Annotated in this window: 19 protein-coding genes and 1 tRNA gene; 14 read left to right on the top strand and 6 right to left on the bottom strand. The window is 40.0% G+C overall.

Annotated elements, in window-relative coordinates:
* The 7 genes from ACYQ0H_RS06150 to ACYQ0H_RS06180 form a co-directional block, all read left to right on the top strand.
* A partial coding sequence (locus ACYQ0H_RS06150) for a fibronectin type III domain-containing protein (protein ID WP_459811965.1) occupies window positions 1-203 on the top strand: 203 nt, incomplete at its 5' end.
* A gap of 154 nt (window positions 204-357) precedes the next feature.
* Window positions 358-1059, top strand: a complete 702-nt coding sequence (locus ACYQ0H_RS06155; RefSeq protein WP_459811966.1) for a response regulator transcription factor — start codon at window positions 358-360, stop codon at window positions 1057-1059.
* Window positions 1034-3595: a sensor histidine kinase gene (locus ACYQ0H_RS06160; RefSeq protein WP_459811967.1), complete on the top strand. Its 2562-nt coding sequence runs from the start codon at window positions 1034-1036 to the stop codon at window positions 3593-3595. Before ACYQ0H_RS06155 ends, ACYQ0H_RS06160 begins: the two co-directional genes overlap by 26 nt.
* 63 nt (window positions 3596-3658) lie before the next feature.
* Complete coding sequence (locus tag ACYQ0H_RS06165; protein WP_459811968.1) at window positions 3659-4525, top strand: M15 family metallopeptidase; 867 nt, start codon at window positions 3659-3661, stop codon at window positions 4523-4525.
* A 124-nt stretch (window positions 4526-4649) separates the two neighbouring features.
* Window positions 4650-5309, top strand: coding sequence for an orotate phosphoribosyltransferase (gene pyrE / locus ACYQ0H_RS06170; protein ID WP_459811969.1), 660 nt, complete (start codon window positions 4650-4652; stop codon window positions 5307-5309).
* 622 nt (window positions 5310-5931) lie between these two features.
* Window positions 5932-10551, top strand: coding sequence for a PAS domain-containing protein (locus ACYQ0H_RS06175; RefSeq protein WP_459812088.1), 4620 nt, complete (start codon window positions 5932-5934; stop codon window positions 10549-10551).
* A gap of 243 nt (window positions 10552-10794) precedes the next feature.
* Window positions 10795-11826: a 2-hydroxyacid dehydrogenase gene (locus ACYQ0H_RS06180; RefSeq protein ID WP_459811970.1), complete on the top strand. Its 1032-nt coding sequence runs from the start codon at window positions 10795-10797 to the stop codon at window positions 11824-11826.
* A 149-nt stretch (window positions 11827-11975) separates the two neighbouring features.
* On the opposite strand, the gene ACYQ0H_RS06185 is transcribed toward ACYQ0H_RS06180, so the two are convergent.
* Window positions 11976-12860 carry a LysR family transcriptional regulator gene (locus ACYQ0H_RS06185; RefSeq protein ID WP_459811971.1) on the bottom strand — a complete coding sequence of 295 codons (885 nt, stop codon included), beginning with the start codon at window positions 12858-12860 and terminating at the stop codon, window positions 11976-11978.
* 175 nt (window positions 12861-13035) lie between these two features.
* Between ACYQ0H_RS06185 and ACYQ0H_RS06190 the strand changes: the two genes are divergently transcribed.
* The 4 genes from ACYQ0H_RS06190 to ACYQ0H_RS06205 all read left to right on the top strand — a co-directional run bounded on the left by ACYQ0H_RS06190 (window position 13036) and on the right by ACYQ0H_RS06205 (window position 15622).
* Window positions 13036-13260: a hypothetical protein gene (locus ACYQ0H_RS06190; RefSeq protein WP_459811972.1), complete on the top strand. Its 225-nt coding sequence runs from the start codon at window positions 13036-13038 to the stop codon at window positions 13258-13260.
* 31 nt (window positions 13261-13291) lie between these two features.
* Window positions 13292-14167 (top strand): DUF3737 family protein, encoded by an 876-nt coding sequence (locus ACYQ0H_RS06195; protein ID WP_459811973.1) that lies wholly within the window; start codon window positions 13292-13294, stop codon window positions 14165-14167.
* 37 nt (window positions 14168-14204) lie between these two features.
* The gene (locus ACYQ0H_RS06200) at window positions 14205-14342 is read left to right on the top strand and encodes a cyclophilin-like fold protein (protein ID WP_459812089.1); all 138 of its coding nucleotides are present in this window, start codon (window positions 14205-14207) and stop codon (window positions 14340-14342) included.
* A gap of 113 nt (window positions 14343-14455) precedes the next feature.
* A complete protein-coding gene (locus ACYQ0H_RS06205; RefSeq protein WP_459811974.1) occupies window positions 14456-15622 on the top strand; it encodes an iron-containing alcohol dehydrogenase in 1167 nt (388 codons plus the stop codon).
* Window positions 15623-15763: 141 nt separating this feature from the next.
* Here ACYQ0H_RS06205 and ACYQ0H_RS06210 read toward each other — a convergent pair.
* The 5 genes from ACYQ0H_RS06210 to ACYQ0H_RS06230 form a co-directional block, all read right to left on the bottom strand.
* Window positions 15764-15850: transfer RNA gene (locus ACYQ0H_RS06210), tRNA-Leu, on the bottom strand.
* Between the two features lie 227 nt (window positions 15851-16077).
* The gene (locus ACYQ0H_RS06215; RefSeq protein WP_459811975.1) at window positions 16078-16833 is read right to left on the bottom strand and encodes a ZIP family metal transporter; all 756 of its coding nucleotides are present in this window, start codon (window positions 16831-16833) and stop codon (window positions 16078-16080) included.
* 82 nt (window positions 16834-16915) lie between these two features.
* A complete protein-coding gene (locus tag ACYQ0H_RS06220; protein WP_459811976.1) occupies window positions 16916-18547 on the bottom strand; it encodes a DAK2 domain-containing protein in 1632 nt (543 codons plus the stop codon).
* A gap of 21 nt (window positions 18548-18568) precedes the next feature.
* Entirely contained in the window at window positions 18569-18919 is a 351-nt protein-coding gene (locus ACYQ0H_RS06225) for an Asp23/Gls24 family envelope stress response protein (RefSeq protein WP_459811977.1), read from the bottom strand.
* A 256-nt stretch (window positions 18920-19175) separates the two neighbouring features.
* Window positions 19176-21647, bottom strand: a complete 2472-nt coding sequence (locus tag ACYQ0H_RS06230) for a bifunctional diguanylate cyclase/phosphodiesterase (protein ID WP_459811978.1) — start codon at window positions 21645-21647, stop codon at window positions 19176-19178.
* A gap of 325 nt (window positions 21648-21972) precedes the next feature.
* On the opposite strand from ACYQ0H_RS06230, the gene ACYQ0H_RS06235 reads away from it, so the two are divergent.
* The 3 genes from ACYQ0H_RS06235 to ACYQ0H_RS06245 all read left to right on the top strand — a co-directional run bounded on the left by ACYQ0H_RS06235 (window position 21973) and on the right by ACYQ0H_RS06245 (window position 24348).
* Window positions 21973-22638 (top strand): uracil-DNA glycosylase, encoded by a 666-nt coding sequence (locus ACYQ0H_RS06235; protein WP_459811979.1) that lies wholly within the window; start codon window positions 21973-21975, stop codon window positions 22636-22638.
* A 346-nt stretch (window positions 22639-22984) separates the two neighbouring features.
* On the top strand, window positions 22985-23203 hold the full coding sequence (locus tag ACYQ0H_RS06240) for a putative Se/S carrier protein (RefSeq protein ID WP_459811980.1): 219 nt from the start codon (window positions 22985-22987) through the stop codon (window positions 23201-23203).
* A gap of 17 nt (window positions 23204-23220) precedes the next feature.
* Window positions 23221-24348, top strand: coding sequence for an aminotransferase class V-fold PLP-dependent enzyme (locus tag ACYQ0H_RS06245; protein ID WP_459811981.1), 1128 nt, complete (start codon window positions 23221-23223; stop codon window positions 24346-24348).
* Window positions 24349-24597: the final 249 nt, after the last annotated feature.

Raw genomic sequence — 24597 nt, forward strand, 5'->3', positions numbered from 1 at the left:
GCTATAAGGTACAGCAGTCAAGCGACGGAGGGAAGACGTGGAAGACTGTAAAGCTGGTAAAGGGATCAGAGGAGCTAAAGATCAGAGGACTAAAAAGGAATACCTCGTATAAATACCGAGCGCTAGCATACAAGTCAAACGGAGGCGGAACGAACGCCTTGGGAGCATGGAGCGGAGTAAAAACCGTCAGGACGAAGAAATAACTGAGAAAACGGCGCAGACGCGCCGTTTTTTGTTGTAAACAGCCTTTATGTGTGTTATAATAATCATGGTTAAGATATTTTTAAGAAATATATCGGGTTGAACTTAAAAAGTGTACTTTATAATTCTATTGTAGAAAGAAAGGATTGAGCTTAAATGGAAAACGGCTGTATTCTGGTTGTTGATGACGATAAGGATATTGTTGCGGCTATTGCAAAGCTGCTTGAGAAGGAGGATTTCGAGGTGATCCGTGCGTACGACGGACTTGACGCTCTCGACAAGCTTGCCTCCAACAGAAATATAAATCTTATTCTTATCGATATAATGATGCCTAAGCTTGACGGACTTTCGGCAATGATGAAAATAAGAGCCACAAGAAATATTCCTATCCTTGTTCTTTCGGCTAAATCGGAGGACACCGACAAGGTTCTCGGACTTTCTATGGGCGCAGACGATTACATTACAAAGCCGTATAATCCGATGGAGCTTGTTGCAAGAGTTAAGTCAAACCTGCGGCGTTATCTTCATTTAGGCTCAGCAGACACAAACAAAACGGATATAATAAAAATAGGCGGACTTGCTCTCGATACCTCCGCCAAAACACTGGAGGTAGACGGAGAGCAGGTCAAGCTGACGGCTACCGAGCTGAAAATAATGGAACTCCTTATGCGCAATGCGGGAAGGATCTTTTCAGCGGAGGAGATCTACTCAAAGGTATGGAACGAGGACGCTTATGCTGTAGAAAATACGGTTATGGTACATATACGCCATATCCGTGAAAAGATAGAGATAAATCCTCGTGAACCGAAATATTTAAAGGTGGTGTGGGGCATTGGATATAAAATCGAAAAAATCTGATACAGAGGAATTAAACGAAGGCAGTAATAATGAAAAAAAGAAAAATTTCGGTAGGTTTAAGGCTGTTCTGACTTCCGGCATGATGAGAACGCTGGCGTTTCTTCTGACCTGCGCTATGGGTGTGTGTATCCTCGGCTGGGCTTTTCAGCATGATGAGAACGGAAATAATTCTGGCTATTTCTTTGAGGACAGATATACTTCCAGCGAGGAATTTATCTCAAGTAAGAACAATCTGTATCAGGCGCTCTGCACTACTGCTACGGTTTATCTCAGAAACTGTAAGAACGGAGAATTTCAGGGCAGCGAAGATTTGTACAAAAATTTCATGCGTGCTCTGAAAAGCTATGAATATTCTAATATTATAAATATATACAGCAATAACAGAACTCCGGTTATAGAAAGCAGTTTTTTTGATTACTATGTTTGCTTCGGTAACAGCGTAATCACTAATATTGAAGAAATGACGGGAATTATTGCCGATCAGAATGATATTAAAGACTTTCAGAAAGAAAGAAGCTGCTGGTATACCAGATATAAAAATACGGCGGAAAATGACGAAAATTATCAGAGCAATGACAATTCCATGGATTATTTTATTACATCAGATCATTGGAGCGCCAGCGACGGAAATTTTACGGAGCAGGAAATATACAGCATGTATTCAATACCTGTAGGATGGTCGGGGTATGACAGTTATGGAAGATATATATCCTGCTACGGGCCTTACGACGATCTGTATATTTACGACTTTGATATAAATGACGCTTCAAAGGCATTTATTATCAACGGATATAAAAAGGTTCTTATCAGCAAAGAAAAATTGGAGGACTACAACGATTATTATGAATCTTACAACGAAGACGGAAAGCTATACGCAGATATATCTATAGAGGATCTGGAGGGTTATAAATTCAATCTTCTTGACGACGAGGATATGATCGTTATGATATCGCCGAATCAGGAAAAGCTTGCGGCGGCAGAAGCGAGATTTAATAAAAGCGTTGATCTGAAAAATAAACTTACAGTAAAGATCATCGCCGCTTCTCTTGTGCTGCTGATATGTGTTGTATATCTTATTGCGGTATGCGGGTACTGCGGAGAAAATAACCAAAAATGGCGTTACGCCGTTATTTTCGGAAGATGGCATACTGAGTTTCTTGTAATTGGAATGATAATGTCTCTGGCATTTGCCGGGGTTATTCTCAGCGAATATTCTGGCTGGTTAAGAATAATAAAAAATCTTTTCGATATTCCAAGACCCTATTCGTATTGGTGTCTCGGGGGTGCGGTTACTTTTATAAGTGCAGCGGGACTTGGATTCCTGCTTGGTGCAGTCAGCAAGCTGAAGGTCCATAGCTTCTGGAGGGATTTCTATGTATTCAAGCTGTTCAAGGGATTTCTGAGATGGTCGGGAGAAAAGCTCAGGTCATGGGGATTGTTTGAAAAATACAGCAGCCAGACAGTTGCAAGAAAGCTGTATATAAGACAATGGATATTTGCAGGGGTTACAGCTGCGGAAGCGCTGATAATTATAATGAGCTACGGCGTTCAGCATTATTCGTATGAGGACGACTATGATTATTACAGATCAGGATTAAACTCGGGATTGGCGGTAATTTCAATTATAGCTTGGATCATATATTTTATATGGTTTATTATTACGGAATTCAGGATATACAGAGATATTAACAGGCTTGATATTCAGATAGACCAGATGAGCAGAGGAGATGAGCCTGACAGCGATATTCCTGTAACTTCTCCTGTATACTCAGACAGTATAAAGCTGTCTGAGATCTCAAAGAATATCAAGGATACCGTTGAAAAACAGGTTCAGTCGGAAAGAATGAAGATAGAGCTTGTTACAAATGTTTCACATGATCTGAAAACGCCCCTTACTTCAATTATAAGCTATATCGACCTGCTTAAATCGGAGGATCTGCCGCCTGAAGCTATGGATTATGTAAAGATACTGGAGCAGAAATCTGAAAAGCTTAAAAATATTGTGGCAGACGTATTTTCACTTGCTAAAGCGACCAGCGGAGTGGATATAGATATGGAGAAATTGGACGCTGTAATCCTTCTTAATCAGGCTCTTGCTGACGCACAGGATAAAATAGAAAAAAGCGGAAGGCAGATGAAAATAAATACAGAAGCTAAGTCTGCGATTATAACTGCTGACGGAAACAAGCTGTACAGGGTGTTCCAGAACCTGATAGATAACGCTCTGAACTATTCAATGGACGGTACGAGAATATTTATTGATCTTAAAGAAGAGAAGAATTATATTAGACTTGAAATGAAGAATACTGCAAGCTATGAAATGAATTTTACTCCTGACGAAATAACCGAGAGGTTTACAAGAGGAGATAAATCCAGAACTGACGGAGGAAACGGTCTCGGACTTTCAATAGCAAAAACTTTTACGGAAGCCTGCGGCGGAGTATTCCGTATCGAGCTGGACGGCGACGTTTTCAAGGCAGTGCTTCTGTTTCAGAAATCTACAGATTCAGACGGTTTTGCAAAAACTTCAGAATAAAGAGAATTCCGGAGGATATCTATATCAGATGTCCTCCGGAAAATATAAAGGATGATGACAAAAATGTTTGTAAGAAAAAAGCGATTTTGCAGGGTGATCCTGATTTTGGCTGTGCTTGCTGCTGCCGCTGTCGGAGGATTGTTTGCGCTTCGGCCTGATCTCAGGTTTATTGTAAAGCATGAGTTCATTCAGCTGAGTAAAAGCGCAGATGTTACTGAGATAAGCGAAAGCTCTCTGACTCTTAAAAGTATGTATATAAATGAGCTTGAGCACAACGGCTGTACTGTAAATCAAAGTCTTATGCTGGTAAACTGCGATAATACCCTTGGCAGTAGCTTTAAAGCCGAGATTGTTGACTACAAGAACAGCGGAGCAATGATAAACCGCTGTGCAGAGCAGGCGTTTGAGGAGCTGTCAGACGCAGTAAAGAAGAATACCGGAGAACCGCTCTACATAATCTCCTCATTCCGTACTGCACAGGAGCAGGAGGAAATATTGTCTGAGCAGGGTTCCGATACGGCTATGTCAGCCGGCTCAAGCGAGCATCAGACAGGATTAGCTCTTGACGTATATACCGACGGATATGCCGGAATGGGATTTCTTAAGTCAGACGCGGGACAGTTTGTAAATTCAAAATGCGGGGAATATGGTTTTATAATAAGATACCCGCTTTTGAAAAAAGATGTTACGGGAATAGAATATGAGCCGTGGCATATAAGATATGTTGGTCTGCCTCATTCGGAGATAATAAGCCGTGAGTATGAAACGCTTGAAGAATATTTTGATAGTCTTGAATGCGGTAAGTTCTATAGATACGGCGGATACATAATTTCACGTCAGAAAGGCGAGCTTGTCAGAGTTCCTGAAGGCTCTGAAACGACAGTGTCTTCCGATAACTGCGGAGGCTGGATAATAACCGTAAAGGAATAGCAGAATATCTTCTCTGAAATGCGGGATATTTTTGTCCTGATAAAAAACGCATTTTCGGTACTTGCAACAAGGACTTGGATATGATATAATGTATATAGATTTAAATTGAAGGGAAGTAAAGCTTATGACTTATAAGGAAGAGTTTATTAAATTCATGGCAGACAGCGGAGTGCTTACGTTTGGAGATTTTACTTTGAAAAGCGGCAGAAAGGCGCCGTATTTTATAAACTGCGGAAATTATAAGACCGGCGCTCAGCTTGCGAAGCTAGGCGGATTTTATGCGGATTGTATTATGGATAACAAAATTCCCGTAGAAACCCTTTTCGGACCCGCTTATAAGGGTATTCCTCTTGCAGTTTCGGCTGCAATTGCACTGGGTACCAAATACGGAGCCGATGTTTCCTACTGCTTTGACAGAAAGGAAGCAAAGGATCACGGGGAAGGCGGAATGTTTGTAGGAAAGAAGCTGAGCGATAATGAAAAGGTTATTATAATTGATGACGTTATGACCTCTGGAAAGGCTCTTCACGAATCTATGCCAAAGCTTAAATCTGCTGCCGACGTTGACGTAACCGGTATGGTCATTACAGTTGACAGAATGGAAAAAGCGCTTGATACAGAGCTTTCAGCTATACAGCAGGCGTATATAGACTTCGGAGTTAAGGTTTATTCTATAGTTAATATAAACGATATAATCAAAGCCATAGAGGACGGAATAGTAGACGGCAGGGAGTACCTTGATAAAATGCTTGAATACCGTGCGGAATACGGCGCAGCTGAATAGCGGTATAAACTGCGGCAGATATTACAAAAACTATTTATACGCTTTATACTTTTTTGATTATTTCAAGGTAAATTTTGCAAATAAAAAGGTGCCAGAACGGTTACAGCAGAAAATGTCAATTGTAAACGATCTGTAGTAAAATGTAATTGTATTGTTCTTGATGTTTCTTTCTTATTGAGTATAATATTAATTGTAGAACAAAGAAAGAAAAAAGAATGAACACACTAAGTGAATAAACTCTTAGCTCGTTTCATCCTCTCCAAAATTTTTACACAAGTTAGAAGGCAGCCGATCGGCTGCCTTTTTTCTTTACTTTATTTACAGATATGATATATTCGATTTTATCTGTTCTATATCTACAAATTTATTTTTTAATACTATATTAAAGCCGCTATATTATTATTTTAATTGACAAAAATTTTAATATGAGATATAATAAAAGTAATAACATACTTGCTTAATAAAATGTAATGTATAACTGAGAATCAACACTGTAAATTTAAATTCGGTAATTAACCTAATCAGGATGATTGCCGCAGCAGAAACCTTTTCGTAAGCGTTCTTGTATAATAAGCAGTAAAGTTTGATTTTCCTGAAAATAAGCGGAAAGAATGTGAACGAAATGACGGAAGAATTTCTGACGATGGAACAGCTTACGGCTATGCTAGATAATGTCCCGGTAGCGATATTTGTCAGTGAGATAGAAAGCAAAAAGGTTTTGTATGCAAACCAGCTGGCAAAGGAAATATTACTGCCTAAAGACGGTTTTGAGGACTGCTGCTGTTATCATTTAGCAGGTTTTGATAAGCCATGCTCTTTTTGTCATGCCGGACGTATTAACCGCGGCGAACTATTTACACGTGAGTTCCTGCATCCTCAAACAATGTGTATCTATGAGCTCAGCGGAAAAATTATTGATTGGAACGGAAGACCTGCGCATATTGAATATGTTTCGGATATTACAAAAAAGAAAAAAAAGGAAGAACATTCAGAAGCGATCAAGAAAAAACTTGAGTCGACCTTTGGAAATATTCCATGCGGTCTGTGCGTCTATCGTATTGTAGAAAATAAGATTTTTCCGGTTTTTCATAATCCGGCGTTTTATGCGCTGCTTGGCTATTCTGACGATCATATCCAAGCGATGGAGCGTGCGACTGAATATATGGGCGTTCATCGTGAAGATCTAAGCCTTTTGAAGGAAAAGGTTAAAGAAGCTGCCTCCAATAACAGTAATCTTAGTCATACATACAGGGTCTGGAACGATCAGATGGGATTATACCGCTGGATCCGTCTTGAAGGTACTGTCGTGCAGGAGGAAGACAATACAAAGCTGCTTTATTGTGTATACAGCGACGTAAGCGAATATAAGAAACTGGAGAATGAGCTGACTGCCGCAAATATAAAAACTCAGAATATAATAAATGCGATACCGGGAGGAGTTGCAATTTATAAGGTATCAGATATATTTGAAACATTGTATTTTTCTGACGGAGTACCTGAGCTTTCCGGATATACTTCAGATGAATACAGTGAGTTGGTCAAGCAAAACGCCACAGCAATAATCTATTATAAAGATAAAGATATGGTAATATCCAATCTCCGCAAGGCTCTTAAAAAACATACGGTAGCGGATTTTGAGTATCGTAAGCAGCATCGCAGCGGTAATATCGTGTGGGTTCATATGCAGGCAAAGCAGATCGGTGAAAAAGACGGCTGTCCGTTGCTTCAGTGCGTTTTTCACAATATTAACGAGCTGAAGGAAGCTCAGCTTCTGCTTGATCATCTGGTAAACTCAATTCCGGGCGGAATAGCCAGTTATCGGGTTGAAGGAGAGCGTTTTATCCCGACCTTTTATTCAGACGGCGTTACGGCTATCTCAGGGCATACACGGGAGGAATTTCAGGAATTGGTGCACAACGATGCAATGAACATCGTATATGCACCGGATAGGGATAGAGTGCTTACTGCGGCAAAGGCGGCGCTTTTGAGCGGTGACGTATTGGATATTTCTTATAGAATGAAGCATAAAAACGGCAGCCTGATATGGATTCATCTGAACGGCAGGAGGATGGGTCCGTTATCAAACGTTACGAGATTTTATGCCGTTTATACCGGAATGTCAGCTGAAGCTCAGCTTTTTCAGCGTATAGCCAATGAATCCGCTGACGGTATATATGTTATAGATAAGGAAAATTATGATCTTCTTTATGTAAATGATTCAAAGGACTTATTTTCTTTCAGCTCTGCAAATACAGTTCAAAAATGTTATGCGGCGCTTCACGGCAAAGATTCACCATGTGAATTTTGTACTCTGAAGAACAGGGAAGCCGACGGTCTTGAGCATGAGATGACTGTTAACAGCTCAGGCCGGGTATATATAACCCGATTTATAGAGGCTGACTGGAATGGTGTTCCTGCATACATAAAATTTGTGCGTGACGCTACTGAAGAAGTAAAGATGAAAAAGGAAAAGGAACGGCTGGAGGAGTATCTTCAGACTGTTGTAAAAAATCTTCCGGGCGGTATCGCTGTTGTTCGCTATGAAAAAGACGGTACTATGATACCTGAATACATTTCTGACGGTTTTGCCGCTATGACTGATATGACTTTTGAAGAAGCTTGGGATGTTTACCGATATGATGCAACCAGTGGCATACACCCGGATGATATAAAACGTATACGGAAAGAGCTGAAAAAATATATTGCCGGACATGATAATTATTATGAAACATCTTACCGAATAAAAAAAGGAACAGACGGTTATCTATGGACGAAGGTATCTTTTTCTATAATTTCCAATCAGAACGGAGAAAAACGTATCTATGCTATTTATTGCGATATTACCAAAGAGATAGAAGAACATGAACGTGTCCGCCGGCAATATAAGGATCTGATTTTAAGGCATTACCGGACGCCGGATCCGAACGCTATGATTGTCGGACACTGTAATATAACACAGAATAAAATACTTGAGATAATCGATTATATAAATCTAAACCCCCTTGGAAAATTCGGATCGGATCGTGACAAGTTTTTTACCGGACTTTCAGAAATGATCGAAGATGGTTCTGAACGCCGTAAATTCCTTGATATATTCTTGGATTCACCGGCTCTTGCAGCATTTAAGAGAAATGAAACGGTACATATTTTTGATTGTTTTGTCAAGCTGCCGAATGAACCTTCGGGAAGATTCGTACAATTTAAAATGAACATGGTATCCGAGCCGGATACAGAGGATCTGACCGGTATTTTAACAGTTACGGATATAACTGAACAAACTATATCCGCCCGTATACTTAATCAATTATCATTGACCGGTCATGATTTTGTAGTAGATGTAGATGTTCTTAAAGATAAATATAAGGTTATATCTTTAAATGAGGGTTCAAATCTTATTCCGCCCGAAAGCGGTGTCCATACTCAATGGATGAGCAGTATGCTTATGAGAATAGTTCCGAAAGATAGAGAAGCATATAGAAAGAGTCTGGATCCGGAAATAATGATGAAACGTCTGCAAAAGGAAGAATCATATACTTTTTCTTATTCTATAGCCGACGACAACGGAGATATCCGTACCAAGAATATGACTGTTACAGCTATAGATCTTCGGTTCGGACGTATCTGTTTATCAAGAACGGATATTACTGATTCTGTCAGAGAGCAGCAGGGGCTGCTCAATATGATAGCTTATACTTTTGATCTTGCCGGTTTTATTGATGTAAGTACAAAAAGAATGACAATGTATACGCGTCAGACAGTTTTGGAAAATCTTCCTCCTTATATTATAGAAAATTATGAAAATGAAATTGAGAGTTATGTCAAAAAGAATGAAGTAAAACAGGAAGGAAAGGCTAAAGAGCTTAAACTGGACACAATGCTGAAACGTCTTGAGGAAGAACCGGCGGGGTATGAATTCCTGCTGTCTTACCGAACAGATAAGGAAGATAGGTATAATCAGATCAATGTCCTTTGGGGAGATCAGAATCACAGAACAGTTTGTCTGGTGCGTGCTGATATTACCGATATGCTGGCAGCGGAAAGAAAATCACAGATCAAACTGCAAAATGCCCTTGAGTCGGCGCGTAAAGCAGATCATGCGAAAAGCGATTTTCTTTCTGCGATGAGCCACGATATACGAACCCCTATGAATGCGATAATGGGAATGACGGCGCTGGCTTTTGCACATCTTGACGATACCGATCTTGTGAAAGAATACCTTAAGAAAATTTCCGTTTCTTCTAAGCATCTTCTCAGCCTGATAAACGATGTACTGGATATGAGCAAGATAGACGGTTCAAAAATAGAACTGAACAAAAGGGTAATATGTCTTTCTGAACTACTTGAGCAGCTTTCAGATATTATTTCTCCTCAGGCCAGAGAGTCGGGTATTGAATTTACCGTCCGTACAGAGGGAATATCACATTTCTGCTTTTATGGTGATCCCTTGCGGATCAATCAAATTCTGATCAATCTTTTAAGCAATGCGGTAAAGTTTACTCATAAGGGAGGAAGCGTGGATTTCCTGACAGAGGAGATCGAGCCAACCGAGCGGAATTTTGTCTGTTATCGTTTTACGGTTAAGGACACCGGAATAGGCATACCAGAAGAATATTTTTCAGATATATTCTCGCCGTTTGTCCGAAGTAAAAATTCAGAGCAGATTGAGGGAACGGGCCTTGGATTAAGTATAACGAAGGGCCTGATAGACCTTATGGGAGGAAGGATAACCGTCGACAGTCAGGTAGGTAAGGGAAGTGTGTTTAAGGTCGAGCTTGAATTTGAAATTGCACACGATTGCTGCGGCAAATCAGGTTCTTCTGATAGCGGCAGTCTTAATGCTGGCGATTCAGCCATTCTGTCCGGATGCCGTATTCTCATAGCTGAGGATAATGCTATAAATGCCGAAATTATCTGCGGACTTCTGGATCTGTTCGGTGCAGAGTATGTGGTTAAGACGGACGGTAAGCAGGCGGCAGATGAGTTTTATAAAACTGAGTCCGGAACTTATAACGCAATTCTTATGGATATTCAGATGCCAAGAATGAACGGTTATGAGGCTGCTAGGCTGATACGGGGTATGCAGCGCCCTGATGCTGCAGAAATACCAATAATTGCTATGACAGCGAACGCATTCGCAGAAGATGTTAAGTCTGCACTGGATTCCGGTATGAACGCTCATATTGCCAAACCTATTGATGTAAAGAACTTAAAAAATACGCTTTGTCAATTACTGAAAAGGTAGCTGACAGCGCTTAATAGAAAGACACAAACTTAATTAAATATACTTTTCAACTGTACATTAAATTTTTGTAAATGTTAATAAGCCCCTGATTTTTTTAGAGATCAGGGGCAATATTATGTAGTAAAGCACAAAAAATTATAGAGATATTGATACTGAAACGACGCGCTATGGGTTACCGCTGTTTTTAGGAGTTAATTTTATATAAAAAATCAAGCTATTGAGAAGATTAAGGAGAAGAAAATTATGATCAAAGCGGCTATGTTTGACTCAAAGCCATATGATATTGAATCATTTGATAAAATCAAAAGTGAAGAACTGTTCATTAAATACTTTACTGTAAAGCTTGATGAGTCCACTGTTTCATTGGCTAAGGGGTTTGATACTGTGATTGTTTTCGTTAATGACGAACTGAATGAAGCAGTTGTAAAAGCATTGTATTCATATGGTATTAAGCTGATCGCGCTTCGCTGTGCAGGCTTTAACAATGTAAATGTAAAAGCCGCCTATGAAAAAATTCATATTGTACGCGTTCCTGCCTACTCACCGGAAGCAGTCGCAGAACATACTGCGGCTTTGCTCATGACCTCTGTTCGGCGTATCCACAAGGCTTATAATCGTACCAGGGATTTCAATTTCAGTATCTCAGGACTTGTGGGAATGAATCTTTATCAGAAAACTGTGGGTATTATCGGTACCGGAAAAATAGGAAAAGCATTTGTAAATATCTGCAACGGATTTGGAATGAGAGTTCTGGCATACGACAAGTTTACGTCAAAGGAAGTTAAAGCGAAGTATGTATCTCTTGAAGAGCTGTATTCTGAAAGCGATATTATTTCTCTGCATTGTCCTCTGACAAATGAGAATAATCATATGATCTGTACAGAATCTATTGAAAAAATGAAGGACGGAGTAATAATACTCAATACTTCCCGAGGTTCTCTGATTGATGCTGAAGCATTGCTTGATGGGATCAAGAGCAAAAAGGTAGGCGCTGCCTGTCTTGATGTTTATGAGGAGGAAACCGATCTGTTTTTTGAGGATAAGTCCGGACATATTCTTCACGACGACACGCTGGCAAGACTGCTGTCTATGCCGAATGTTATTATCACCTCTCATCAGGCATTTCTTACTGAAGAAGCTCTTGACAGTATTGCTTATACAACAATAAGAAATATATCTGACTTTTTCGCCGGTAAGCATATTGAAAACGAGATATGCTATAATTGTGAGAGTATCGGCGAGTGTAAAAGAAATCGCAGACAAAATTGCTTTTAATTTATAGACCCTTAAAAAGCCGTGTTTTCTGTTTCGGAATATGCGGTTTTTTTATGTTTATATGATTAGAAAGACTGGCTGGTCTGAGTTGCTGAGCGTATATATTTTCAGATATTATAAATAACGTAGCGCATATACCATAGATGCGTTCAGCTGTTGGGCTGCGCTTTCCTTAGTTGTTCGAGAAATCGTTCAGCCGGTCTTGTAAGTACCTGATATTTTTTCCAGATAATATGCGTACCGATTTGCATTTTTGGAAATAACGGTCTGAAGCATAGCCTGCTGTCACCTGATACATTAATTATCTTATCCAGACACAGTGCATATCCGAGTCCTTCCTCGACCATAAGAGAAGCGTTGAATAAAAGGTTATAGGTTCCTATAATATTAAGCTGATCTTTTTCACGTCTGAACCAGGGAAGCAGCGCTGACTCTGTGCATTCCTGTCTTGAAAGGATCAAAGGCTTATCCCACAGGTCCTCGGGCTCGATAAATTTCTTTTTTGAAAGCGGTGAATCACGGTGCATTAAAATTCCCCAGGTGTCTGAATAAGGTATTTTTATTGATTCGTATTTTGATGAATCAATTTCCCCGAACACTAATCCGAAATCAGCTAGTCCTTTATCCAAGCTCTCAGATATGGTCATTCTGTCACCGCTCTGCATATGAAAATGCACTAACGGATATTCGTTCCTAAGTTCTTGTTCTGCTTTTATAACAAATCTAACTGCGTCCGTTTCTCCTGCTCCGATAAAAATATTTCCTGCTACGGTTTCGTCAGACAATGCGATCTCGTCCTCTGTTTTCTTTACCAGCTGTGTAATTTCCTCGGCGCGCTTACGGAGGATCATGCCCTCTTCAGTCAGTGTAATTCTGCGGTTACCTCGTATAAATAGTTTTTTTCCAAGCTCCTCCTCTAAGTCCTTCAGCTGGCGTGACAACGTAGGTTGAGAAAGGTGAAGATATTCAGAGGCTCCTGTAATGCTCTGTTCTCTTGCAGCTGCAAGAAAATATTGAAGTACGCGTAATTCCATATGAATCCTCCTTAATAACTTCAGTATAGCATATTCTTCTATGCCTGTCAAGCATATTTAACTATTTAATATAAGTATTTGCTATTTTAAAATCTTTGTGCTAATATATAAGTAACCAAAAAATAATACGGTTATTTACATAAGAAAAACATCGGTATAAAAAGGAAGCGGCCACATGATAAAAAACAAAGGATCTGCAAAAATAATACAAAATTTAGAGGACGCAGGGTGCGATTGTGATACGATCGCAGCTGTATTAAATGACTTCGCAAACGGAAAAACCCTATGCGGAATAAAAAGGCTTGAAAAACACAGGCAGATACTGCTTGACGATCTTCATGAAAATCAAAAGCAGATAGACTGTCTTGATTATCTTGTTTATCAGATCAAAAAAGGATAAACACAGTTTAACCCCGAAAGGATGAGAAGCTATGAGAATAATTGAAAACAAGACCTTCGATATGGAAAGAGCATTATACGGAAGCAGCGGAATTATAGTAAAAAACTGTGCTTTTGACGGTCCTGCCGACGGAGAAAGTGCTTTGAAAGAGGGAAGAGATATAACCGCCGACGATTGCTTTTTTAATCTACGTTACCCATTCTGGCATGATACAGATCTCATTATTAAAAACTCTGTTATGACAGAGAATTGCCGTGCGGCTCTTTGGTATTCCAAACGAATCGAGATTTCTGATACAAAAATGTATGGCATTAAAGCGCTTAGGGAGTGCGGTGAGGTGAAAATTCACGGCTGTAATATTATTTCTCCGGAGTTCGGATGGTCGGTCAGAGGCTTAGAAATGGAAAACTGTACTGCCGAAAGTGAATATTTTATGATGCGTTCTGAAAATCTGACCTTTAAGAATGTACAGTTTAAAGGGAAGTACTCATTTCAGTATATTAACAGCTGCTTGTTTGAAAATTGTGTTTTTGACACCAAAGACGCTTTTTGGCACGCAAAAAATATAGTTGTAAGAAACAGTATTGTTAAAGGCGAATATCTTGCATGGTACAGTGAAAATGTTACTTTTGAAAATTGTAAAATCATAGGTACACAGCCGTTATGCTACTGTAAGCAGCTTAATCTTATAAACTGTGAAATGACGGATACCGATCTATGCTTTGAAAAATCTGAAGTTGAGGCGACTGTAACCACTCCGGTTCTTAGTATTAAAAACCCTAAGTCGGGACATATATATGTTCCTGCCGTCAGCCAAATCATTATGGACGATGAAAGTGCCGCAGGAGAAATAATAATCCATGAAAGTTCATGTACAGATAAAAAGAAAACCTGTGTATGCGCATGATCAAATAAGGCGCTGAGCCTTACGGGCGGGAGATAAAATTAAAGCAAATGATAAATTATTTTCCGATTTACTGTATAATAATGAAACAGCGAAAGCCCTGATCGACCGTCTGTCGCTGAAGCTTGAAATGAGCGAGCTAAACGGCAATGAGCTACTTACAGCTATACGCATATAGGATATATTCGGTCTTTAAAATGCGTTGTACAGTGGCAGTATTGAGATTAAGATTTATAAATAACGGCTCAGATCAAAATTCAGTATTATAAATAAATATAGGAGGAATTTATTATGTTAGGTAATTTCAGCTACTTTAATCCAACGAAGCTGTATTTCGGTAAAGGATCGCTTAGTAATCTGAGCGGGGAATTGTCCCAATACGGCAATAACATAATGTTTGTTTACGGCGGAGGATCTATTAAGAAAAACGGAATTTACGATAAGATGATCGAAATTTTGAAATCGGCAGGCAAAACTATTTTTGAAGATCCGGGCGTAATGCCTAATCCTACTGTCGATAAGCTTTACGAGGGCTGCAAAATCGCAAGGGAAAATCATATAGACCTTATTCTTGCTGTCGGCGGCGGTTCTGTATGCGATTATGCAAAAGCAGTTTCGGTTTCTGCTTATTGCGAGGAAGATCCTTGGGATAAATATTATCTTCGCATGGAGGATGTTGACAATAAGATCATACCAGTTGGATGTGTTCTGACTATGGCAGGTACAGGCTCTGAAATGAACGGCGGTTCTGTTATTACAAATCCTAAGCAGAAGCTGAAAATAGGCCATGTATTCGGCAGCAATGTATTTCCGAAATTCTCTGTTCTAGATCCGACATTTACCTATACTCTGCCGAAATATCAAATGACGGCCGGTTTCTATGATATAATGAATCATATTACTGAGCAGTATTTTTCAGGCGATGATGACAATACTTCTGACTATATTATGGAGGGTCTGATGAAGTCGCTTATCCATTCATCCGGGAATGCGATAAAGGATCCTGCCGATTACGAAGCCCGCAGCAATATTATGTGGATTGCAGCATGGGCGCTTAATACTCTGATTTCAAAGGGCAAGGATACCGATTGGATGGTGCATATGATAGGTCAGTCGATAGGTGCGCATACCAACGCTACTCACGGAATGACGCTATCAGCAGTATCTATGGCTTATTATCGGTATATCTGTCCTTACGGACTTCATAAATTCAGGAGGTTTGCAGTTAATGTATGGAACGTAGATCCTGAGGGAAAAACTGACGAGCAGATCGCTGAGGAGGGTCTTCAATGTATGGAACGCTGGATGAAGGAGATCGGTCTTATAATGAATATATGTGAATTAGGAGTAACAGAGGAAATGCTTGATCCAATTGCTGACGGTACCTTCATAATGGAGGGCGGCTATAAGACGCTGACCCATGAGGAGATCGTCGAGATACTGAAAGCAAGTATGTGATTAGGACAATGAAGATGATCATTATAGGCTTGTAAAGAAAAAGCTCCGTTTGCTGAGAGGCAAAACTTTCAGAAAACGGAGTTTTTAGTTTATTTAACGATAAAAAATTGTTAAACCTTATAATCAGAAGTTTAACAGCATTGGTGCCGCTAACCGGACTTGAACCGGTACGGATGTTACTCCGAGGGATTTTAAGTCCCTTGTGTCTGCCTATTCCACCACAGCGGCAATTTAGTGTATTTATTATATCATATTCGGTGAATATTGTCAAGACATAGTATTAAAATAATAAATAACTGCTGCGCTGAAAATTTTTTATTAAATAATGATCTGTCTACTGAAGCTACTCTGTTACTGACGTAAATATAAATAAGAATTATCCGTTTGCTCGAAGTATTACCTCAGCAAGCGGATAATATTTACTGATTTAAATTTTATTATTTGCAGGTAACAGTCTATCCGAGAAAATAATCTATTATAAGCATAACCGATATACCTGCAAGAAGTGAGTAAGTAGCTGTCCGTTCATTTCCGTTGCTGTGAGTATCCGGTATCATTTCGTCGCTGATAACATACAGCATTGTTCCTGCTGCAAAAGCAAGTACGAAGGGGAGGACCGCACCGGATACGGAAGCTGCAAAATATCCGAAAAATGTTCCGGCAACTTCTATAAGTCCTGTAGCCGAGGCAATAGCAAAAGTACGTTTTTTACTTAATCCTGTAGAAAGAAGCGGAGAGATTATGATAATACCTTCAGGTATATTCTGAAGCGCTATTCCTATTGCCATAGTTACCGCATTGGCGTTATCTCCTGATCCGAAGCCGATACCCGCAGCCATTCCTTCCGGAAAGTTATGAATAGCAACAGCAAGAACGAATAAAAGTATTTTTCCTACGGCTGTGTTATTTCGGTGCTCTTCTTCATTTAAGCCTGTTATATGATGAAGATGCGGTACAAGCCTGTCGGCAAAATTTATAAAAAGCGCACCTGCAAATATTCCGGCTACGGTTATCCATATTCCAAGCCTTTCGGAAAATTCAATTGCCGGAATGATAAGGCCAAATATTGACGCAGCCAGCATTATTCCGGCAGCAAATCCTAAGATGGAGTCACTGTGCTTCTGCGAAATGTTCTTAAACGCAAAACCGATTGCTGCTCCGGCTACCGTTGCTCCGCCTATTCCCACAGCAGTAATTGCTGCAAGTTCCAATAAAACACCTCCTGATTTATTTTAACCAAATTACGTTCGGTGATGTGTAAAAAAGAGCGGCATATAAATACCGCTCATAAAATTATTCAACTGAAATTATATAATAGTAAACGGGCTGTCCGCCGTTTATGAGATTTACGTCAATATTCTGATATTTTGAAGAAACCTGATCGTACAACGCTTCAGCCGCTTCATCAGATACATCGGCTCCGTAAAGTATAGTTATATATGAGCTGTCGCCTTTTACAAGCCGCTTGGTAAGCTTGTAAGCTGCCTTAGCCACATCTCGGTCAACAAAAGCGAGCTTTCCGTTGTCAAGACAAAGGATCTCACCCTGCTTTATCTGATGACCTTCATAATCAGAATCCCTTGCGGCAAACGTTATCTGACCGGTTGAAACTCTTTCAAGCGCTCTCGTCATTTCAAGTCGGTTCGTATTGAAATCACATTCCGGATCAAATGCAAGCATTGCGCTCATACCCTGAGGGATAGTACGGGTCTGTAGAACGCATACGTTTCTGTCCGCAAGCTTGACCGCCTGTTCAGCGGCCATTATAATGTTTTTATTATTAGGAAGAACGAAAACCGTTTCGGCAGGACACGACATTATTGCCGCAAGAATATCCTCGGTAGAGGGATTCATTGTCTGACCGCCCCTTACTACACAGTCGACTCCGACATCTTTAAACATTGCCTCTATTCCGTTTCCTGCCGCTACTGCAACAAAGCCGTACTGTTTTTCAGGCTTTGCAGGTATAAATTCCTGCTTGGATTCCTTCTGGCGCTGCTCGTGCTGTAGCTTCATATTTTCAATTTTAGGCAGATTTACATATCCGAATTCAAGTCCCTTTTGTATAGCAAGACCGGGATCGTTGGTGTGAACATGAACTTTTATTATTTCATCATCGTCAACCACTACAACGCAGTCGCCTATAGTTTCAAGATATGCTCTCAGCTTTAAAGGATCGTCGCAGTCTTGCGCCTTTGTTATAAGCATTTCAGTACAGTAGGTAAAGTGAATTTCCTCATCAAACTGTCCTACCGTATCCGCAAAGGTTTCAACAGTAACCTTTTTTATATCAGATGAAGCCGCCTCAACGATACTTCCTCCGTTAAATACATCTTTCATTGCCTCAAAGATAATGAGCAGTCCCATGCCGCCTGCGTCAACTACTCCTGCTTTGGCAAGTGCAGGAAGAAGCTTAGGCGTTTCGTCAAGAGAAAGCTTAGCCTGACGGCATACCTCGTCCCAGATCAGCAGCGGATCATTTGATGAAAGAGAAAGAGCTCTTGCTTTTTCTGCCGCTTCTCTGGCAACTGTAAGGATCGTACCCTCGGTAGGCTTCATTACAGATTTGTAGGCCCCGTCAACGCCTGTTTCAAGGGCTCTGACCATATGCTCGCTGTCCATTGCCTTCTGACCGTCAAGTGCCTTTGCAAACCCCCGGAATATCAACGATAAAATAACCCCGGAATTTCCTCTCGCGCCCCTCAGCAGAGCTGAAGCTGCGGTTTTGGCAACGTCGCATACCTTTGAATCGTCGTTCATATTCTTAAGCTCGGCTACGGCGTTGCCTATTGTCATTGACATATTTGTACCCGTATCTCCGTCCGGAACCGGAAAAACATTCAGCTCGTCAACTGATTTTTTATTATTTGAAATACTGTTTGCAGCGCTGATAAGAGCGTTACGCAGTATCTTTCCGCTTATCACCAGAAACGTCCTCCTATTTAGTTAATTTACCATTCCGTCAACATAAACGTTTACCGATTCGACACTAATGCCAGCCTGTTCGGTAAGAACATAATCCACTTTATGAGCTATGCTTTCGGTTATTGCTTTTACGTTAACGCCGTAGGTTACTGTAATATGCAGATCAATTATAAGCTTATTGTTATTTTGTCTTATAATTACACCTTTATTTGCAGCGTTTTTCTTTTTTATAAGGGCGTCAACTCCCTGCTTTGCACCGTAGGAGTTCATTCCCGCTACGCCGAAGCAGTTTTCGGCAGTTCCTGAGATAAGCGTTCTCAGGTATTTCATAGATATGCCGATCGTTCCGAGATGATTGCAGACTTTTATCATAAAACCCACTCCCTTTCAAACGGCGCGGTATTATCCGCTGATCCATTGTTTGAGCTTATTTTTATTATTACAGGATAAAGCTACGGCTGCAATAATATTATTCAAAGCAATGCTTAAAATTATTATATCACATTATAAATTTGTTTGCAATAGTTTTATTAAAACTTTTTACGCAGCCTTATAAGAAAAAAGCCGTGCCGGAGAAACGGTTTTATCGGCTTATTCCGTAAAAAATCCATTCCGCCGGCAGCGGCGCTTATTTGTTAGTTACCTGTACCTTCATATATTTGTTTTCAAAATCCTTTACTGAAAGCGCCTTATCAAAAAGCCATCCCTGAGCCATTCTGTGACCGCATCTGCATAGAATTTCAGCCTGACGCTCAGTTTCTACGCCTTCAAATATTATCTCCTTGTTGGTTGAATTTATAAGACTGCATATCTGGTTAACATATTCTCTTGCCTGAGTGCTTGCAACTATATTATCGATAAATACCTTATCAAGCTTTACAATATCGACAGGAGCGTCAAGAAGAACGCTCAGCGACGAATATCCCATTCCAAAATCGTCTATATCTATTTTAAATCCGTTTTCTCTAAGCTTTTTCATATTGGTGAACATAACATTTATATCTTTTGTAAAGCTGCTTTCCGTAATCTCTATTTCTAGCAGATTACGGTCGATCCCATATTGATCTGCCATTTCCGTTATCTTTCCTACAAACGAGCTGTAATTATTATGCTGCCTTGAGAAATTTATAGATATAGGCAGCATACGCATACCCTTATTCTTCCACTTAAGAAGAGTTTTAAGCACCTGTTCATAAATAAAAAAGTCAAGCTCAACGATATATCCGACATTTTCAAGTATTGATATAAATTCATAAGGAAGCTTATAGCTGCCGTCGCTGTTTCTCCATCTGCTGAGAGCCTCTGCTCCTATTATTTCTCTGGTGTCAAGAGAGAATTTAGGCTGTAGAAATAACTCAATATTACCGTTTTTTATTGCAGGAAGCAGCTCGCTTGCAATAGCCTGTTCATAGCTGCGCTGTCTGCGCATTCTTTCAGTATAGATTCCGCAGGGAATATCCTTTATGCCCTTTACGCTTCTGCGGGCAAGATTTGCGTTGTCCATAGCTATAGTTACGTCAACGTCATCGGAATCTATAAAATAAAGTCCGCTTGAAATATGTATATCGCTTGCAGGATATTTATGCTTATGGAATTCGGTAAACCTGGCATTTCTCAGCTTTATGCTTTCAATAAGAGCGTCACGCGAAGGAGCTTTATACAGGCCGACATAATAATCTGAATATATACGGCAGCCGTATATATTAGTTTCGGTGCTTCTGATAATTTCGGCAAAGTCGTACAGCATTTGATTACCTGCGTCCGATCCGAAGTTGTCATTGACGTATGAAAAGTCGTTTATATCGGAATATACTATACCGTAGCAGCCGGAGCTGTCAAAACCGCTTGCTAAATAAGAAGATACACGTTCTTTGAAGGCTTTTCGGTTCAGGAGTCCGGTAACCGCGTCGGTCGTTGTAAGGCGTTCAATTTCAGCGCGTTCGCTGTCGATAGTCATTTTAAGATTTTTAACGTGTTCTATGCTGAAAAGCCTGCCGTAGACGTTAGTGACTTCACCCTGTTCGTTGGCTACGCTGACGTACGGCAGCTTATACCAGGTATAATCGTCGTCATAAGCCATTGTTCGGAACTCAATGCTTCCTCTTTGAGGAACTGAGCATATTTCTATCCATGAATTGAGATATGATTTGAAATCGTCAGGGTGAACAAAAGGTTTGCATTTCAGCTCGTTCCAGAAATTTTTTATGATATTATCTTCCTCGCCGTATCTGTTTATGCAGTTTGCAAGAAACATAGTATCTTCGGTGACATTGTATTCAAAATACACTTCTTCGGTATTTTCTGCAATTATCTTAAAGCGTTCGGTTTGATTTAAGATTTCGCGCTCCGCTTTCTTTGCGTTAGAAACATCGAGAAGAATAGCATATATAAAATGTGAGCCATTTTCTGAGGTATCAAAGTATTTACCTTTAAGACACATCCAAGCCGGCTTACCGTCGTATTTTGTCAATTTAAACTCATAAGAAAAATCGCTGCGGTTTTCGATACATCTGCTGAGCGTTTTCAGAAAATTTGACATCTCGCCTTTTTTGAGAAGATGACCTACAACTCCGGGATGAAGTTTCTTATCGGTATAGCCAAGCATACTGTAATAATCATCATTGGCGTCGGCGATCCTGATCGTATTGTTTTTTATTTCATAAAGAACCACGCCGCCCGGCACATTGTCCATAAGAGCATCAAGCTCCATTTTTGAAAGCCTGTACTTTTCCCTGAGATTTATATTTTCGGTAAAATCGCAGATTGTAATTTTTGAGCGGAAATGTCCGTTTTCGGCAGTATAGTCGTCTGCGTAGCAAATTACATGGATGTATCTTCCGTTTTTGCATTTAAAACGGTGTTCAAGATAACCTCCTCGTCTTTCCTTCTGAAGCTCTTCTACTTTTTTAATATATATATCGTAATCTTCTTCAGGAATAAAGTTATAAAAACATACTGAACCGTTTTCTATATCCTGCTGAGTATATCCTGTGATCTTGCAGAAACCGTCATTAGCGGACAGAATTATACCTCCGTCTGTGAAATCTGCGATGTACTGTCCGTATAATATTTCCGAAACGGCTGGCATTGTATTTTTCATTTCCGCACCCCCTTACGTCACTTTTTTACAATTAATATTATACTATATTTTTCACAAAAATTCAATATCTCAAATACTTTTCGGCAGAATGTATATTTTTTTTGACGTTTCTCACAAATATTTAAAACTGCTTTTGAAAAATTTAAATAAGGTTGATTTTGCGGTAATTATATGCTATTATATAAATAGTATGTTTTGGAATTGAAAGGAATGTATTTTATGAACAATAATAAAAAACCTCTTATTATGAGAATTGCTGTAATAGCTATAGCAGCTATTATGATTCTTGGTATCGTTATCGGAACGGTCGTAGGAGTTTACTGATATGGTACATATAGGAAACAGCTGGGATGAGATTTTAAAAGACGAATTTAAAAGCGAATATTATCTGAAGCTGAGGGAATTTCTGAAAAAAGAATACGCTTCACATCATATATATCCGAATATGTATGATATTTTCAACTCACTTAAATATACTGATTATTATGATGTTAAGGCGGTCATACTCGGGCAGGATCCATATCATGGTCCGGGACAGGCTCACGGACTTTGCTTCTCGGTAAGAGAAGGAGTAAACCCTCCTCCGTCGCTGCAAAATATTTTCAAAGAGCTTCAGGCGGATCTTGGTTATCCGCCGCCTAAAAGCGGAGAGTTAACTAAATGGGCAAAAAGCGGTGTACTACTGCTTAATACTGTGCTGACTGTAAGAGAGGGACAGCCTAACAGTCATAAGGGCAAAGGTTGGGAACTGCTTACAGACGCTATTATAAGAAAGCTGAACGAGCGTAACAAACCGATAGCCTTTATTCTCTGGGGAGGTAACGCCAGAGCTAAAGCCGCTCTTATAACTAATCCGGCGCATGGAGTTTTTCAGGCAGCTCATCCGTCGCCTCTTTCAGCCTATAACGGATTTTTCGGCTGCCGTCATTTTTCAGCTGTTAACAACTACCTTGCAAAGAGCGGAATTGAACCGATTGACTGGAAACTCTGAGAATTATGCAGGAAAATTCGGCGTGTTTAAAGTAATCTGGACAGTGTTTTAGTTTTGCTCTTAGGTCATAATAAAACAATAAGCAATAGTAAAGCTGATTATTTACGGAATCAGTCATAAGAGGATATATCGAAAATAAAGCCGTACCGAAGTTCGTTTTACGCTTAGTTATCTGATAATAATTATGCAATTATGTCCGTCTGCAATTGCAGGCGGATTTTTACATATCAAACACAAATGTTCCACGTGGAACATTTTCAATTAACATGAGCCGGAGTTCAGGCATATAGTAATAGTGTCCGTAATTTTATTTTCTCGGACAAATTATTTAAAGGTGGAAATAATAATGGGGAGATACCTAATAGCAATGACTTCTATCACCTATGCTATGAAAGCCAAGGCACTTCTGAATGAAAAAGGGCTGTACTGTGAAATACAGAGAACGCCTAAGGATATAGGCTCGGGATGCGGTTATTCTCTTAGGGTGCAAAACGACCCTAATACAATAATCGCATTTCTTGAAAGCGGTAATATTCCTCATAAGGACGCCTACGATTTTGAATGAACAGGCGGTGATAAAATGTGAAAAACATCATAAATTTCGACAATTCCGCCACCAGCTTTCCTAAGCCGCCCGGAGTAAGGACCGCGGTTTCGGAGGCGGTCTCAAGATACGGCGGAAATCCCGGGAGGAGCGGTCACAGGCTTTCTCTTCAGGTTTCACAAAAGGTTTTCGATGTCAGGAACAAAGCTGCGCAGATGTTTGCAGCCGAGCCGGAAAATGTAGCTTTTACGCCGAACTGCACCTTTGCGGTAAATATGGCTGTAAAGGGAATAATGCAGTACGGCGGGCATATGATCATATCAGACTACGAGCATAACGCTGTTTCAAGACCTGTATATGCGTTATCACAGACTAGGGGAGTGGAATATTCAATAGCCCATGTTACCGACAGTGATGAGGAAACGGTAAGAAATTTTGAAAAACTGATCAAGCCTAATACAAAGTGTATATGCTGTACTGCCGCGTCTAACGTAACCGGCAGAATACTGCCTTACCGTCAAATCGCACAGCTTTGTAGACGCAGGGGAATATGCTTTATCGCAGACTGCGCTCAGGCCAGCGGACTGCTGGATATTTCTCTTGACGACGGAATAAATTTTATATGTACGTCAGGACATAAATCCCTGTACGGACCGACAGGCACAGGACTTCTTATTACTGACGGAGAATATGCTCTTTCAACTATAATAGAGGGCGGAACGGGAGCGACCTCCTCGGAGCTTGCGCAGACACCATTCCTTCCCGAACGGCTTGAAAGCGGTACTATTAATACGGTAGGCATACTTGGTCTTGGGGAAGGACTCAATTTTGTCAAAGCAAAAACTATAAACAGAATTTTTAATCATGAAAGCGAGCTTTGCAGTCAGTTTATAGACGGTATCAAGAATGTACGGGACATAAAGATATACCGTTCTGAATGCAGCTATGTTCCTATTGTATCCTTTAATATAGGCGACAATAATTCACAGCAGGTCGCAGGCTGGCTTTCTGACAGAGGCTTTGCGCTCAGGGGAGGACTTCAGTGTGCTGCTTTAGCGCATAATACTCTCGGAACGATCTCTCAGGGTACTGTAAGATTTTCTCCGTCAGCTTTCAGCACCAGACAGCAGGTTTTTGCACTGATCGACGCTGTAAGAGCATATTGAGCCGATTAATGAATACTATCTGTAAATTTCCGCAGGCTATTTAGTGTCTGCGGAAATTTTATTCGGTTATGAAGCAATTTTTTTAAAATACCTATTGTACTTTTGATTTTTATATGGTAAAATAGATATATATGTAACCGTTATGTCAGTTTTGAAATTGATTTGTAATATATTACAGCGGCCTGCGGCTATGCAAATTTACATAAATCACAAAATACCTATAGGGCTATAATTTATGTTAAAGACAGC

Source organism: Hominimerdicola intestinalis, from assembly GCF_054655215.1.